The 13,948-nt window shown below is 71.9% G+C and carries 12 protein-coding genes; 8 read left to right on the top strand and 4 right to left on the bottom strand.

What is annotated here, in order from left to right; translation table 11 throughout:
- The first annotated feature begins 13 nt into the window (after positions 1-13).
- Both SD460_RS06375 and dnaB read left to right on the top strand, forming a co-directional pair.
- Complete coding sequence (locus SD460_RS06375) at positions 14-802, top strand: ESX secretion-associated protein EspG (protein WP_290057251.1); 789 nt, start codon at positions 14-16, stop codon at positions 800-802.
- Positions 803-1,309: 507 nt separating this feature from the next.
- On the top strand, positions 1,310-2,734 hold the full coding sequence (gene dnaB, locus SD460_RS06370) for a replicative DNA helicase (RefSeq protein ID WP_318306546.1): 1,425 nt from the start codon (positions 1,310-1,312) through the stop codon (positions 2,732-2,734).
- Here the strand turns inward: dnaB and SD460_RS06365 are convergent.
- Entirely contained in the window at positions 2,731-3,183 is a 453-nt protein-coding gene (locus tag SD460_RS06365) for a MarR family winged helix-turn-helix transcriptional regulator (RefSeq protein ID WP_290057250.1), read from the bottom strand. The two genes, dnaB and SD460_RS06365, sit on opposite strands and share 4 nt — an antisense overlap.
- A 46-nt stretch (positions 3,184-3,229) precedes the next feature.
- On the opposite strand from SD460_RS06365, the gene SD460_RS06360 reads away from it, so the two are divergent.
- Positions 3,230-3,523: a helix-turn-helix domain-containing protein gene (locus SD460_RS06360; protein ID WP_318305986.1), complete on the top strand. Its 294-nt coding sequence runs from the start codon at positions 3,230-3,232 to the stop codon at positions 3,521-3,523.
- Between the two features lie 67 nt (positions 3,524-3,590).
- Complete coding sequence (locus SD460_RS06355; protein WP_290057248.1) at positions 3,591-4,361, top strand: dioxygenase family protein; 771 nt, start codon at positions 3,591-3,593, stop codon at positions 4,359-4,361.
- A 206-nt stretch (positions 4,362-4,567) separates the two neighbouring features.
- On the opposite strand, the gene SD460_RS06350 is transcribed toward SD460_RS06355, so the two are convergent.
- Positions 4,568-7,744, bottom strand: a complete 3,177-nt coding sequence (locus SD460_RS06350) for a beta strand repeat-containing protein (RefSeq protein WP_318305985.1) — start codon at positions 7,742-7,744, stop codon at positions 4,568-4,570.
- Positions 7,745-7,951: 207 nt separating this feature from the next.
- Positions 7,952-8,863, bottom strand: coding sequence for a hypothetical protein (locus SD460_RS06345; RefSeq protein ID WP_318305984.1), 912 nt, complete (start codon positions 8,861-8,863; stop codon positions 7,952-7,954).
- A 234-nt stretch (positions 8,864-9,097) separates the two neighbouring features.
- On the opposite strand from SD460_RS06345, the gene SD460_RS06340 reads away from it, so the two are divergent.
- Genes SD460_RS06340 through SD460_RS06330 form a run of 3 tightly spaced genes read left to right on the top strand, consistent with a single transcriptional unit; the run spans position 9,098 to position 12,140 of the window.
- Entirely contained in the window at positions 9,098-10,345 is a 1,248-nt protein-coding gene (locus tag SD460_RS06340; RefSeq protein ID WP_290057242.1) for an AI-2E family transporter, read from the top strand.
- Positions 10,342-11,478 carry a MacS family sensor histidine kinase gene (gene macS / locus SD460_RS06335; protein ID WP_290057240.1) on the top strand — a complete coding sequence of 379 codons (1,137 nt, stop codon included), beginning with the start codon at positions 10,342-10,344 and terminating at the stop codon, positions 11,476-11,478. The genes SD460_RS06340 and macS overlap by 4 nt, the downstream gene beginning before the upstream one ends.
- Positions 11,475-12,140, top strand: a complete 666-nt coding sequence (locus SD460_RS06330; protein ID WP_290057238.1) for a response regulator — start codon at positions 11,475-11,477, stop codon at positions 12,138-12,140. The genes macS and SD460_RS06330 overlap by 4 nt, the downstream gene beginning before the upstream one ends.
- Before the next feature lie 3 nt (positions 12,141-12,143).
- On the opposite strand, the gene SD460_RS06325 is transcribed toward SD460_RS06330, so the two are convergent.
- The gene (locus SD460_RS06325) at positions 12,144-12,938 is read right to left on the bottom strand and encodes a hypothetical protein (protein ID WP_290057236.1); all 795 of its coding nucleotides are present in this window, start codon (positions 12,936-12,938) and stop codon (positions 12,144-12,146) included.
- 333 nt (positions 12,939-13,271) lie between these two features.
- Here SD460_RS06325 and SD460_RS06320 point away from each other — a divergent pair, with 333 nt between their 5' ends.
- Entirely contained in the window at positions 13,272-13,916 is a 645-nt protein-coding gene (locus SD460_RS06320) for a DUF1707 SHOCT-like domain-containing protein (RefSeq protein WP_290057234.1), read from the top strand.
- The last annotated feature ends 32 nt before the right edge of the window (positions 13,917-13,948 follow it).

The following is a 13,948-nucleotide window of genomic DNA, read 5'->3' as shown; positions in this document are numbered from 1 at the left end:
TGGGGGAAGTGCGGTGCTGGACAGGCAAGTCACCATCACGACCGGCACCCTGGTCAACCTGATCCGGCGCCGGGGCGGCGAGCCGCACACGGTACTGGCGGAGACGCCGACCTGGTACAGCGACGAGGCCCAGCGCGCGGAGGACGAGCGGGTCAACGCCGAGCTCGCCAAGGCCGGGCTTTTCGGCCCGCGCGGCATGCACCCCGGATTCGTCGCCACGGTCGAGGCGATCGCCCGGCCGCAGCTGGAGTACTACGGCTGGATCGACGGCGGCTTCCAGGGCAAGGCGGTCAGCTACCGGCTGCTCGGCGGCAGCGCCGGCGGGGAGGCGTTCGTGCTGGCCAAGCACGAAGAGCTGGACGTCGTCGTGCTGGGGTCTTCGCGGCCCGGCGAGCTGCTCGACGACTTCCTCGGCCAGATCCCGAAGCTGGCACCGGGCCGCGGGACGCCGTTGGCGGTGCCGAAGAGCCAGATCGAGGGCACCGCCCGCGGCGACGACGGCGAGTTCGCAGTGCTCCGCAACGACCGTCCGGCCGAGGGCTCGCAGGAGGCCGACGAGCTCCGCCGGATCCTCGCGTTGCGCCGGATGGGCAGCGGCAGCCTCTACGTCGCCGCCCGCAGCCGGACGGGCGCGCGGCACCGGATCGAACGCCCGGTTAACTACATCGATACCTCGGAAGGCCGGTGGCTGACCGAGGAGATTCCGGGGCGTGGCGAGAACCGGATCGCCTTCACCCCGGCCGACCAGCGCGTTCTCGCTGACCGGTTACGCAGCGCACAGGGCCGGCTCACCGCGGCCTGACGCCGGCGCCGTTCAGCCCACCGGGTGGTCGCTCTACCCTCCGTGATATTCATCCACAGGTGGCGTCGGTCAATGGGTCCGAGCTGGTCCACGACACGCCGAAGGACGGACTTCACGCGACACGCCGAACGAGTTTTCGGCAAGTTCTCCACAGCTTGTTCACAGCCCTTGACCTGCGGTTTTACTTAAGCCGATCACGCTTGTCCCCAACTTGTCCACAGCTCACGCGGCACCTGTGATTGGTTACCCCCATTCATCCCCAGGTTGTCCACAGATGGGTCCCCACCCGGAATTGCCATCGGCCTTGTGGGGGATCTAGCGTGCCGCCTCGGGCCTGTACTCACCGTGGCGTTCCGCGTGTCTGCCACCACCGGTCGGCGTTGTCGTCGATCATCGAGGTGACGAGGTCCGGGTGATGGGGAAGCACGGGACGAGCCGCGTGCTTCGAGAGCGAAGATCCGGCATAATCGAACGGGTGTTCGACACGATGAGGAGGTGTCCGGGGCGGTGGCGCTGACCGACGACCGAGGTCCGATGTACGCGGAGTCCGACCCGGGGCCGAGCGAGCCGCCACCCGACGGCGGCGGTGGCGGCGGTGGCGGGTTCGACCGCCAGCCGCCGCAGGACATCGCGGCCGAGCAGTCCGTGCTCGGCGGCATGCTGCTGTCCAAGGACGCGGTCGCCGACGTCATCGAGGCCCTCGGTCCCGACGACTTCTACCGGCCCGCGCACCAGGCGATCTACGACTGCGTCCTCGACCTCTACGGCCGTGGCGAGCCGGCCGACCCGATCACGGTGTCGGCGGAGCTGGAGCGGCGCGGGGAGCTGGGCCGCGTCGGTGGCGCGCCCTACCTGCACACGCTGATCGCGACGGTGCCGACGGCGGCGAACGCCGGGTACTACGCGGAGATCGTCTCGGAGAAGGCAGTGCTGCGCCGGCTGGTCGAGGCGGGCACCCGGATCGTGCAGTACGGCTACGGCGCGGCCGCGGCCGACGGCGCGAACATCGACGAGGTGGTCGACCGCGCGCAGGCCGCGATCTACGACGTCACCGAGCGCCGGACCAGCGAGGACTACGTCGCGCTGGAAGAGCTGCTGCAGCCGACGATGGACGAGATCGACGCGATCGCGTCGCGCGGCGGCCAGTCCCAGGGCATCCCGACCGGGTTCACCGACTTCGACGAGCTGACCAACGGCCTGCACCCGGGCCAGATGATCATCGTCGCGGCCCGCCCGGGTGTCGGTAAGTCGACACTGGGCCTGGACTTCGCGCGGTCGGCGTCGATCCGGCACGGCCTGACCAGTGTCATCTTCTCCCTGGAAATGAGCCGGACCGAGATCGTCATGCGCATGCTCTCGGCCGAGGCGAAGATCCGCCTCGCCGACATGCGCGGCGGCAAGATGTCCGACGACGACTGGACGCGGCTGGCCCGCCGGATGAGCGAGGTGTCGGAGGCGCCGCTGTTCGTCGACGACTCGCCGAACATGACGATGATGGAGATCCGGGCGAAGGCGCGGCGGCTGAAGCAGCGCAACGACCTGAAGCTCGTCGTCCTCGACTACCTCCAGCTGATGACGTCCGGCAAGCGCGTCGAGTCGCGGCAGCAGGAAGTCTCGGAGTTCTCGCGGCAGATGAAGCTGCTGGCGAAGGAGATCGAGGTCCCGGTGATCGCGATCAGCCAGCTGAACCGTGGTCCCGAACAGCGCACGGACAAGCGCCCGATGCTGTCCGACCTGCGTGAGTCCGGCTCACTGGAGCAGGACGCCGACCTCGTCATCCTGGTCAACCGCCCGGACGCCTGGGAGCGCGACGACCCCCGCGCCGGCGAGGCGGACCTGATCATCGCGAAGCACCGTGCCGGCCCGACGGCGACGATCACCGTCGCCCACCAGCTGCACTACAGCCGCTTCGTCGACCTCTCGCACGACTAACCGAGGGCGCCGTACCCGCGGACGAACGCGGTGAGGAGCCGGCCGAAGGTGTCGCGGTCCACCTCCGGCCAGTCCGCCATGACCTCCGCGAAAACCGAGCGGCGGAAGGCGTGCAGCTCGTCGAGGTGCGCCTGGCCGGCCTCCGTCGGCACGAGCACCGCACGCCGCCCGTCGCGCTGATCGGCTTCGCGGCGCAGCAGTCCCTGCTCGACCGCGCGCGCCACCAGCCGGCTCGCGCGGGGCTGGTCGACGCCCATCGCCGCGCTCAAGGCCGTCACCGTGCTGGGCTCGCCGCGATCGCCGAGCTCCTCGACGACGTCGAGCAGTTCGTGCACCGGGTCGTGCGCGCCGCGGCCCCTGGCCTTGCCGATCCGGCTCAGGGCCCGCCGCTGCTGGCTGCGGCGGATCGCGATCATGGCGCGCTCGACGTCGGCCACCGCGTCCGTCATGGTTGCTCCACCTCCAAACTGCACGAATCCTCTATGACCCGGGTCCTTGGTACTCAACACGATCGCGCTGGGCGCCCGCACGCCGGAGGAGGTCGACGCGGCCATGGCGCCGTTCGTCGCCGCCGACGGTTCAATGGTCCCGAAGGTGGCCGACCTGCGCGCCCGCGGCTGGGTCGCGGCGACCGGCGAGCTCACCGAAGCGGGCCGCGCGGCCCACGCCCGCGTCGAGGAGCGGGTCGAATCCTTCCGCGCCACCGCGACCGAGGGCATCGACGACGCGGACTACCGGACGACGATCCGCACGCTGGAGCGGTGCGCGGCCAACCTCGAAGCCGCCTGAGGAATATCCCGCGGGCTCCCGGCGTCGAGTACTCTAGTAGTTGAACTTTCAATCACTGGAGCGTCCGATGACCCACACCCCGGTCCTCTACCTCAGCCACGGCGCCCCGCCGCTCGCCGACGACGCCACCTGGACCCGTCAGCTCGCCGGCTGGTCGGCCGACCTGCCGAAGCCCCGCGCGATCCTCGTCGTGTCGGCGCACTGGGAGGAGGCGCCGCTGACCCTCGGCGCGACGACGACCGTGCCGCTCGTCTACGACTTCTGGGGCTTCCCCGAGCGCTACTACCAGGTGAAGTACGCGTCGCCCGGCGCGCCGGAGCTGGCCGCGCAGGTGCGCAAGCTGCTTCGCTCCACGGACACGCCGGTGCACGACGCGCCGGAGCGGGGCCTCGACCACGGCGCTTACGTGCCGCTCGTCGAGATGTACCCGGACGCCGACATCCCGGTCCTGCAGGTCTCGATGCCGTCGCTGGACCCGCAGGAGCTGTTCGACCTGGGCCGCAAGCTCGCGCCGTTGCGCGACGAAGGCGTGCTGATCGTCGGCAGCGGCTTCTTCACCCACAACCTCAGCGGCATGGCCCGCGCCACCGACGGGACGCCGCCCGCGTGGTCGGCCGAGTTCGACCACTGGGGTGACGAGGTCCTGCACAGCGGGGACGTCGACGCGCTGCTCGACTTCCGGCACAAGGCGCCGGCGGCCGCGCTCGCGCACCCGCGGATCGAGCACTTCGCGCCGCTGTTCGTCTCCCTCGGCGCCAGCTCGGACGAAAGCTCCGGCCGCACCGTGATCGACGGCTTCTGGCACGGCTTGGCGAAGCGGTCCCTGCAGTTCTCCTGACCTTCCCGGAACACGAACGAACCCCAGGAGCCGGGTCGGCTCCTGGGGTTCGTCCTCTCCAGGGAAGGAGAGCCTTTTCGATAACCGCGATCCCGGGTGGGAGGCGCTCCGTGCGAGGTCACCCTCGCGGCGCGGTGGAACGCCTGCCCGTGACGGCGGAGTACGGGGCCGGGCGGGCTCTGGCTGAACCCGCCCGGCGTCCAGAACTACTTGCGCTTGACCAGACCCAGCAGCTTCGCGAGGAAGCCGGTCGAGTCCAGGCCCGACATGGCCGGGACCTGCGCGGCCGGGGCCGCGCTGTCCAGCACCGGCAGCTTCGCGTTCACCGGCAGGGCCGGGGCGGCGGGCAGCGCGGTCGGCAGGGCCGGGGTCGCGGGCAGCGCGACCGGCAGCGCCGGGGTGGCCGGCAGCGCCGGGGTCACCGGGAGGGCGACCGGCAGGGCCGGGACGGCCGGCAGCGCGACGGGCAGACCACCGGTCGGCAGGTCGGCACGCTCGGTGCCACCCAGCGCCGGGAGGGCCGGCAGCAGGCCGCCGCTCAGGGCCGGGATGTGCACCGGCAGGCCACCGGTCGGCAGGTCGGCGCGCTGGGCGCCCCCGGCCAGGGAACCGCCCAGGCCCGAGAGCCCGTTCAGACCCGGCAGGCCACCCGCGGTGGGCAGGTGGGGCAGCCCGGCCATCGGGGACACCGGCACGTCGGCGCGCTGCGCCGGGACGGCCGTCGGCAGCGCGGGCAGGCCCGCGGTGGGCAGCCCCGCCGTCGGCAGGCCACTGGCCAGCCCGGTCAGCGAGGGCAGCTCGCCGGCACCCAGCTCCGAACCCTCGACCGGGTTCGCGATCGAGTCGGCCGCGTCCGTGGCTTCCCCGTCGATGCTCGTCATGTCGGTCGCGTCGGCCGTGGCCACGCCCAGCAGCTCGAGGGGCACCCCGAAGATCTGCACCGGCGCCACGATGTCGTGGTAGAAGTTGTACCCCGACAGGCTGGACCCGTCACCCTCGGTGGTCGGCTCGCCGCCGTTCTGCGTGGTCAGCGTGTTGTCGCCGACGGCGTGCGCGACGCCGCCCACGGTCACGGCGTCGCCGAAGAGCTGCGCGATCGCGGTGGCCGGGATGTCCAGGATGTTGCCGGAGATCGCGCCTTCGACACCGGAGGTGGTGTCGTCGCCCGCGTTCTGGACCGAGGTCGTGCTGATGCCGGTGCCGGTCGCGACACCCGCGGCGCTGACCGCGTCGCCGAAGACCTGCACCACCGGCAGCGCGTCCGCGCCGACGATGTTGCCGGCCACCGAGCCACCGTCACCGTTGGTGGTGGCGTCGCCGCCGGCCACCGAGGTGGTGTCGTTGGTGCCCAGGCCGTGGCCCAGCGCGCCACCCGCGACACCGTCGCTGAAGAGCTGCGCGACACCGGCGACCGGCGCCTTCACGATGTTGCCGGTGAGCGCGCCACCCTGACCGTCGGTGAGGGCGTCGCCGCCCGCCGAGGAGTCGGTGATGTTGTCGTTCTCACCGGTGCCGATGCCCGCGAGGGCGGCACCGCTGCCGGCGGCCAGCACCGGGAGCGAGACCGGGGCCTCGACGATGTTGCCGGCGCCGGCGCCCGCGGGGCCGTTCGCCGTGACGTCGCCGCCCGCGTTGGACGTCGTGTCGGTCGAGCCCTTGCCGTGGCCCTGGCCGACGAACGCGCCGCCGATGTTGGCGACCTGCACCGGCAGCGAAGCCGGCACGGTGCCCAGGTTGGAGCTCAGGAAGCCGTTGTCGTCCTGGGTGGAGCCACCGCCGCCACCGGAAACGACCTTGGTCTCCTCGGCCGAGCCGGAGCCCTGGCCGATGAAGGAGCCGCCCACGCCGAAGACCTCGGCGGGCAGGCCGACCGGCACCTGGACGACGTTGCCCGAGCCGGACGAGTCGTTGCCCTGCGTGCCGTCGTACGCCCCGGCGGTGACCGTCTTGTCCTCGGTCGCCGTGCCGGTCGCGTTGCCGATGTGGCTGCCGCCGATGCCGAAGACCTCGGGCGCGCCCGCGGTCTGGGTGTTGACGATGTTGCCACCCAGCACGGAGCCGTTGCCCCGGGTGTAGCTGCCGTTGCCCGCGTTGGCGTCGGTGGTGTTGTCGTGCGCGGCGTTGGCCTGGCCGATGTAGGTGCCACCGATGCCGAAGGCCTCGACCGGCAGCGCGACCGACGGGTTCAGGACGTTGCCCGAGCCGCTCGCGTTGTCACCGGCGGTCTTGACGAAGCCGCCCGAGTCGACCGTGCTGGAGGAGCTGCCGGTCTCGGGGATGCCCGCGGTGGCGTTGCCGATCCACGAACCCGCGACACCCGCGACGTTCGCGATCGGGGACAGCGAGGCCGCCCCGCCGTTGCCGGACAGGAACGAGTCGTTGCCGCTCGTCTCGAGGTAGGTCGGGATGCCGAGGCTGCCCTCGCGCGTGTCACCGGCCGTGGCGTCGGCGGAGGTGTTGCAGCCGTCGGAGTTCGACAGCGAGCCCCACACGGCGCCCGAGTTGCAGTTGAACTTGACCGGCAGGGCGATCGGCGCGCCGACCACGTTGCCGGAACCGCTGGCCTGGTCGCCCGAACTGAACAGCGAGCCGCCCGAGGTGGCGACCGTGTCGGCCGAGTAGCCGTGGCTCTGGCCGTTGCCGAGCAGGTACGAAGCGGCGTTGCCGGTCACCTGCACCGGGGTGGCGAACTGGCCGGCCACCACGTTGCCGGAGAGGGCCGAGCCGTCGCCGTTGGTGTCGACGTTCCCGGTCTCGGTGGTGCTCTGGCTGGCCGACCCACCGGTCACGCGGCCGGTGCCGCCGGCGACGCCGCCGCCGTTGCCGGCGATCTGGACGGGGAGCGCCCAGTCGAGGGCGACCGCGTTGCCCGCGAGGCTGGAGTCCTCACCGGTCGTCGCGATGTCCTGGTTGTGCTCCCAGGTCTGGGTGTGGTCGCCACCCTCGACGGTCGCGTCGCCGATCGCACCGACCGCGTTGTCCACGATCTGGATCGGGACGACGACGTCGCCGGTGACCTTGTTGCCCTTGAGGTTGTTGTGGCCCGGGGTGAAGGCGCCCGCGCCGTCGGCCTTGGTGGCACCGCCGAGGGTGCTCTGGCTGATCGGGCTGGCCTCGTCGAGCTGCTTCGCCGCTTCGTTCGCCGCGTTGGTGACCGGCTTGGTGCTCAGCTCCGTCTGCCCGGCGGGCAGGTCCAGCTGGCCGAAGGGGGTCCCGACCGCGTTGTTGGCCTCCTGGATGGGGACCGTCACGTTGAGGTCGAGCGGGGACGCCGGGGCGTCCGGGTTGACGTTCTCGTCGGCCGAGGCGATGCCGGTACCCAGCATCAGCAACCCACCCGTGACAAGTGCGGTCTGGAGTCCGCGCTTTGCCCACGTCTGCATGGGGTTTTTCTCCTTTATTTCGGGTTCCCTTGCGGGCTTATGGGGGTGCGCTCGTCGAATTCGAAACGGGTCCGAGCCGCACCGGAGGGGGAAAGAACTTCTTGCGGGCGCACAAAAGCGCACCGCCGTGTCACGGGATCTGAGCGGACGCGGATGCCGTCAGTTGAAGACGGACTTGGGCGCGTCAGCTACCCGTGAAGGAGGTGTTCAGTCAGGAGTGACACCGGGCTGCTCGCCCGGGGTGCGCATCGCGGTGCGCAGGCCGGCGCGGCTCATGGCCGCGACGGCGGAGTCGACGGCTTCGGTCGTCCAGAAGGGGACGCCGAAGTTGAGGCCGTCGAGGTGACCACCGGGGGCAGTGCTGCCACCCGGGGCGGTGGGGACGGACGGCGCAACCGGAAGCTGCACCGGGGCCAGCGGCGACGGCAGGTCACGGTGGGAATCGCGGGACTCGCCCGCACCGGTGACGTCGTCGTGCTGGAAACCCGTCGGCATCGCGAGCGGAGCTCGCAGCGCGGCGGGGAGCTGGACGGTCGAGGCGGCGACCGTGTCCGTGGTCTGGCCGAGGCCGGCGGTCACCGGCTCCTGCTCGACCGGGGCGAGGCCCGGGAGCGGAACCAGGTCGCCGTCGCCGGCCGGGTCGAGCAGCTGCAGCACGTCGTGCGCCGGCTCGGGGGTGAAGGTCTTTTCGAGGACCTCGCGGGTGTCCTGCGGCTTGCGGACGATGTGCTCGACCGCGCCGAGGGTGCGCTGCGCCGGGCTGACGACGGCGTCCTCGGCGAGGTCCGAAACCGAGTCGCTGACGCGGTCGGAGACCTCGTGCCCGAGGACGCGGGCGCACGGCTCGCTCCACGAAGTGGCGTCCTGGTGGCAGTCCGAAGTGGAGACGTCGTTCGCCGCGTTCGTCGCGCCGTTGTCGACGTCGCCGATGCTGCCGGTGGCGGCCTCGGCGATCGGGGCGGTACCCACCTCGACGGTGTCCGCGGAAGCGGTCGCACCGGAGACGAGCCACGCGGCGGCGGTGCCGGCCACGGCCCCGCCGAGCACCAGCAGCGCACGCGACACGAGCCGGCCGGCGCGCTTGGCGCCCTGCCCCTCGTTCGTCGCGTGGTCGGCCACTGGTGCATCTCCTCGGTGCTGCGGTGGAAGTCCGGCGATCTGCCGTTGCGGTAGCGACCTAACCAAATCCGCGACGCCGCTCGCATCCTCGACACGACTTGATGCCCCCATCGTGTGAAGAACACAGCGTGCGATCGGGTTTCACGTCGAGTGATCACGGCTGGCTGTCACGCGTGTCGGACTCGGCTCCCGGAAAGCGGCCGAATCGGACGGTGTTGCCAGTACGGTGAGCCGGTGACCCACGCGCGACGCGAAGACCCGTTCCTGCCGGAGCACGAGGACATCACCGGGCTGATCCCGCGAGGCCTGCGCATCAGCGCGGCACTCGCGTGGCGGTTCATCGTGGTGATCGCCGCGTTGTACGCCGTGGTCTGGGTGATCGGCTACCTCTCGGTGGTCGTCATCCCGCTGTCCATCGCCCTGCTCGTTTCGGCGCTCCTCGCGCCGGCGGTGCAGAAGCTGGTGGCGGTGCGGTTCCCCCGCGGGCTGGCGACGGCGATCGTGCTGATCGCCGGGCTCGCCGTGCTGGGCGGGCTGCTGACGTTCGTCATCACGCAGTTCTCCTCCGGGCTGCCGCAGCTGCAGCAGCAGGTGAACGCGAGCCTCGACCAGATCAAGAACTGGCTCCTCAACGGGCCGCCGCACCTGCGCCAGGAGCAGATCCAGGACTTCATCAACCAGGCGATCGGGTTCATCCAGAACAACCAGGCGTCCATCACGACGACCGCGCTGACGACGGCGAGCACGGTCGGCGAGATCCTCACCGGCTTCCTGCTGACGCTGTTCATCACGATCTTCTTCCTCAGCGGCGGCGACGGCATCTGGACGTTCCTGGTCCGCGCCGTGCCCAACCGGGTCCGCAACCGGGTCGACGTCGCCGGGCGCCGCGGGTTCGCGTCGCTGGTCAGCTACGTCCGCGCGACGGCCGCGGTCGCCGTCGTCGACGCGGTCGGCATCGGCATCGGCCTGTGGATCATGGGTGTCCCGCTGGTGATCCCGCTGGCGACGCTGGTGTTCATCGGCGCGTTCATCCCGATCATCGGCGCGGTCATCACCGGCGGCGTCGCGGTGCTGATCGCACTGGTGACGAACGGCTTCATCGGCGCGGTGATCGTGCTGGCCATCGTGATCGGCGTGATGCAGCTGGAGAGCCACATCCTGCAGCCGCTCCTGCTCGGGCGGGCGGTGAAGCTGCACCCGCTGGCCGTGGTGCTCGCCATCACCGCCGGCCTGGTCGCGGGCGGGATCGCCGGCGCGCTGCTGGCCGTGCCGCTGCTGGCCGTGCTCAATGCCGGCGTCCGGTCGCTGCTGCACGAGACCAACCCGGACCCGGCCGAGGTGGACGTCCTCAAGGACCAGGCCGCGCAGCCGAACGACGCCGAGCCCGGCGGGCCGAAGGCCGAACTCGCGACGCTCGGCGAGGAGGAGGACGACGCGTCACCGGCCGAGCCGCCGAAGCGTGACGAAGCCGAACGGCCGTGACCGTCCGGCGGACCCCCGATCCGATCACGCCGATGTGGCGGGGCGTGATCGCGTTCCGCTGGCTCACGTGGGCGTTCGCCTGCGGGACCGTGATCGTCCAAAGCGGGCACTACCAGCGCGAGTGGCTGGCGTGGGCGATCGTCGGCGTGATGGCGCTGTGGTCGGTCGTCAGCAGCTTCCTCTACCTGCGCGAGCGGACGCGGCCGCCGGCACTGGTGGCCTTCGACCTGGTGTTCACGACGGCGTTGCTGCTGACCTCGCCGTGGGTGCTCAGCGACGAGCAGTTCATGCTCAACGTCCCGCTCATCACCACCGTCTGGGCGGCCGTGCCCCCGGTCGCCGCGGGCGCGCGCTTCGGCGCGAGCGGTGGCGTGCTGGCCGGGCTCGTCGTCGGCGTGGCGACCGGGCTGGCGCGGGACAAGTTCGACCTCGACGTCGCCCGTGACGGCGTCCTGCTCGCCGCCGCCGGCCTGCTGGTCGGCATGGCCGCGACGATGGGCCGCCGGTCCGCGGCGCGGCTGGAGCAGGCGCTGCGGAAGGAAGCGGCGACGGCCGAGCGGGAACGGCTGGCCCGGTCGATCCACGACAGCGTGCTGCAGGTGCTCGCCCGGGTCCGCAAGCGCGGCAACGAGGTCGGCGGCGAAGCGGCGGAGCTGGCGAGGCTGGCCGGCGAGCAGGAGATCGCGCTGCGGTCGCTGGTGACGACCGAGCCGCTGACCCCGAACGACAGCGGCACGCTGAGCCTGCGCGCGGCCCTGCAGCTGCTCGCGACGTCGTCGGTGCAGGTCTCGACACCGGCGGACGACGTCGAGCTGCCCGCGCGCGTCACCGACGAGCTCGTCGCCGTCACCCGCGAAGCACTGGCGAACGTCGAGAAGCACGCGGGCCCCGGCGCGCACGCGTGGGTGCTGCTGGAGGACCTCGGCAGCGAAGTGGTGGTGAGCATCCGCGACGACGGACCGGGCATTCCGGACGGCGTTCTCGAGCGAGCGGCAGCGGAAGGGCACCTCGGCGTGGTGGAATCCATCCGGGGGCGGGTCCGCGATCTCGGGGGGAGCGCGACCCTCGACACCGGGCCCGGTCAGGGCACGGAGTGGGAGGTCAGGGTGCCGAGCACGAGGGGTGCGAAATGAGCGAGCCGCGGATTTCGGTCATGGTCGTCGACGACCACCCGATCTGGCGCGACGGGGTGGCCCGCGACCTGACCGAGCACGGCTTCGACGTGAAGGCGACCGCACCGGACGCCGACGCGGCGCTGCGCATCGCGCGGACCGTCCGGCCGGACGTCGTGCTGATGGACCTCAACCTGGGCACCACCTCGGGCGTGGACGCCACCCGCGAGATCACCGCGGCGCTGCCGTCGACGAAGGTGCTGGTGCTGTCGGCGAGCGGGGAGCACAAGGACGTCCTGGAGGCGGTCAAGGCGGGCGCGTCCGGCTACCTGGTCAAGTCGGCGTCGGCGGCGGAGCTGGTGGACGCCGTCCACCGGACCGCGGCGGGCGACCCGGTGTTCACCGCCGGACTGGCCGGGCTGGTGCTCGGCGAGTACCGGCGGATGGCCGACGCGTCCGCCGGCGACACCGCGGGCGCCGAGCCGCCCCGGCTGACCGAACGCGAGACCGACGTCCTGCGCCTGGTCGCGAAGGGGCTGACCGCCCGGCAGATCGCCGAGCGGCTGGTGCTGTCGCACCGCACGGTGGAGAACCACGTGCAGTCGACGCTGCGGAAGCTGCAGCTGCACAACCGCGTCGAGCTGGCCCGCTACGCGATCGAACACGGCCTCGACGAGGAGTGACCCTCAGGGGAGGACGGCGGGGCCTGACCAGTCGCCCGGTGGCAGCTTGGCCGAGCCGAGGCGCCAGCTCGGTTCGCCGGGGTGCCAGGCCCCGATGACGCCGTCGGCGAGCACGAGGTCGCCGTTCTCGCTCCAGTCGAGGCCGCCGCCGCGCTTGAGGTGCTCGGTCACGTACGGCATCCCCGGCGCGTGTTCCCAGGTCAGCGTGTCCGGGTGGAGCAGCCAGACGTCCCGGATCTGCGTGCTCGTGCCGCGGTAGGCCGCGTTGGCGAAGTCGACCGCGATCAGGACGCCGTCACGCGAGACGGCCACGGTCGGCTGGCCGCCGATCGACGGCCGGCTGAGCTTCTTGCGGACGTGGTCGCGCAGGTCGACGAGGGTGAGGTCGGTGAGGCCGTCGAGCAGCATCCGGTCCCCGGCGACGGCGAGGACGCGCGGCGCCTGCTCGACCGTGCGGCCGGTCGCCGGGTCGATCAGCGCGTCGGTGGATTCGGCAGCACCGGAGTTGATGGTGATCAGCAGGCCGTGCGCGGTTTCGGCGCGGACCCGGGTGCGGCAGCTGGCGGGCTGCCCGCGGTCGGGCTCGCCACCGGTGAGCGGGACGTGCTGGAGCCGGCAGTCGTCCGGCGCGTCCTGCCGGATCAGCCACACGCCCTCGCCGGCGGCGTCCGGCGCGACCGACCAGGCGCGGCCGAGCGACCGCGGCGGGGTCGACGGGCCGGTGTAGCGGAGGATTTCGAACGGCTCGGTGCTGTGGGTGTAGGGCGGGTAGGCCGTCAGGACGGCGTCCTTCCCCACCCGGAGCACGCTCAGCCCGGTGTCACCGCCGGGGTAGCCGGGCGGCGTGGCGGCCGCGCCGCGGTCGGCGTCGAACAGGGTGGGGCCGGTGGTGGGGAGCAGCGCCGTGACCCCGATCCCGCCGGTCGCCCGGAAGCCGGTGAGCCCTTCCGGCAGCGGCGGTGGAGTGATCGGCGGTGCGGTCGTGGTCGTGGCCGGCGGTGGCGTGACTTCTTCGCCGGTGCACCCGGCCAGCAGAACCAGCGCCGCGCAGAGGGCGGCACCGCGGAATCCGGGTCCGTTCAGGGTTTTCCCCCGATCTGCGTGGTGAGATCCGGTTCTACCATCGTGACCATGGGCGAGGAAGAGAACGCGGCAGCCGAAACCAAGCCGTTGAGCGAGCGCGACCTCCGGGTCTCCGACGACGAGCGCGAGCACGTCGTCGGCGTGCTCCAGAAGGCGATCGGCCGCGGCATGATCGACCTCGACGAGTTCACCGAGCGGACCGACCGCGCGCTGGCGTCGCGGACGCGGGGCGAGCTGAACGCCGTGCTGGCCGACCTCGCCGGCCTGTACCACCCGAGCGCGGCCGTCGCCGCCGCTCCGGCGTACGCGCCGCCGCCGGTGGGGTACGCGCCCGGCCGCCGGTTCGAGCTCAACGCGAAGTACTCCTCGCTGCACCGCGGCGGGCCGTGGGTGGTGCCGTCCGAGCTGGTCGTCCGCAACAAGTACGGGTCGACGAAGCTGGACTTCACCGAGGCGCAGGTGCAGTCGCCGGTGGTGCACATCGAGCTGGACGCCAAGTGGGGTTCGGTCGAGATCATCATCCCGGAGCACGCGGCGGTGGACCTCAACGCGATCAGCGACGTCAAGTTCGGCGCGATGGAGGACAAGACGCGCAGCAACGGCCGCATGGGCAACCCGCGCTACGTGCTGAGCGGCCGCGTCCACGGCGGTTCGCTGGTCATCCGGCACCCGCGGCGCGGGCTCTTCGGCTAGCCGGGGTCCCTCTGCCCCCGGCGTCAAGGAGG

The sequence above is a fragment of the Amycolatopsis solani genome (genome assembly GCF_033441515.1).
GTDB lineage: Bacteria > Actinomycetota > Actinomycetes > Mycobacteriales > Pseudonocardiaceae > Amycolatopsis > Amycolatopsis solani.
The sequence above is the reverse complement of the archived record's forward strand: the minus strand, read 5'-3'. Positions and strand labels throughout refer to the sequence as shown.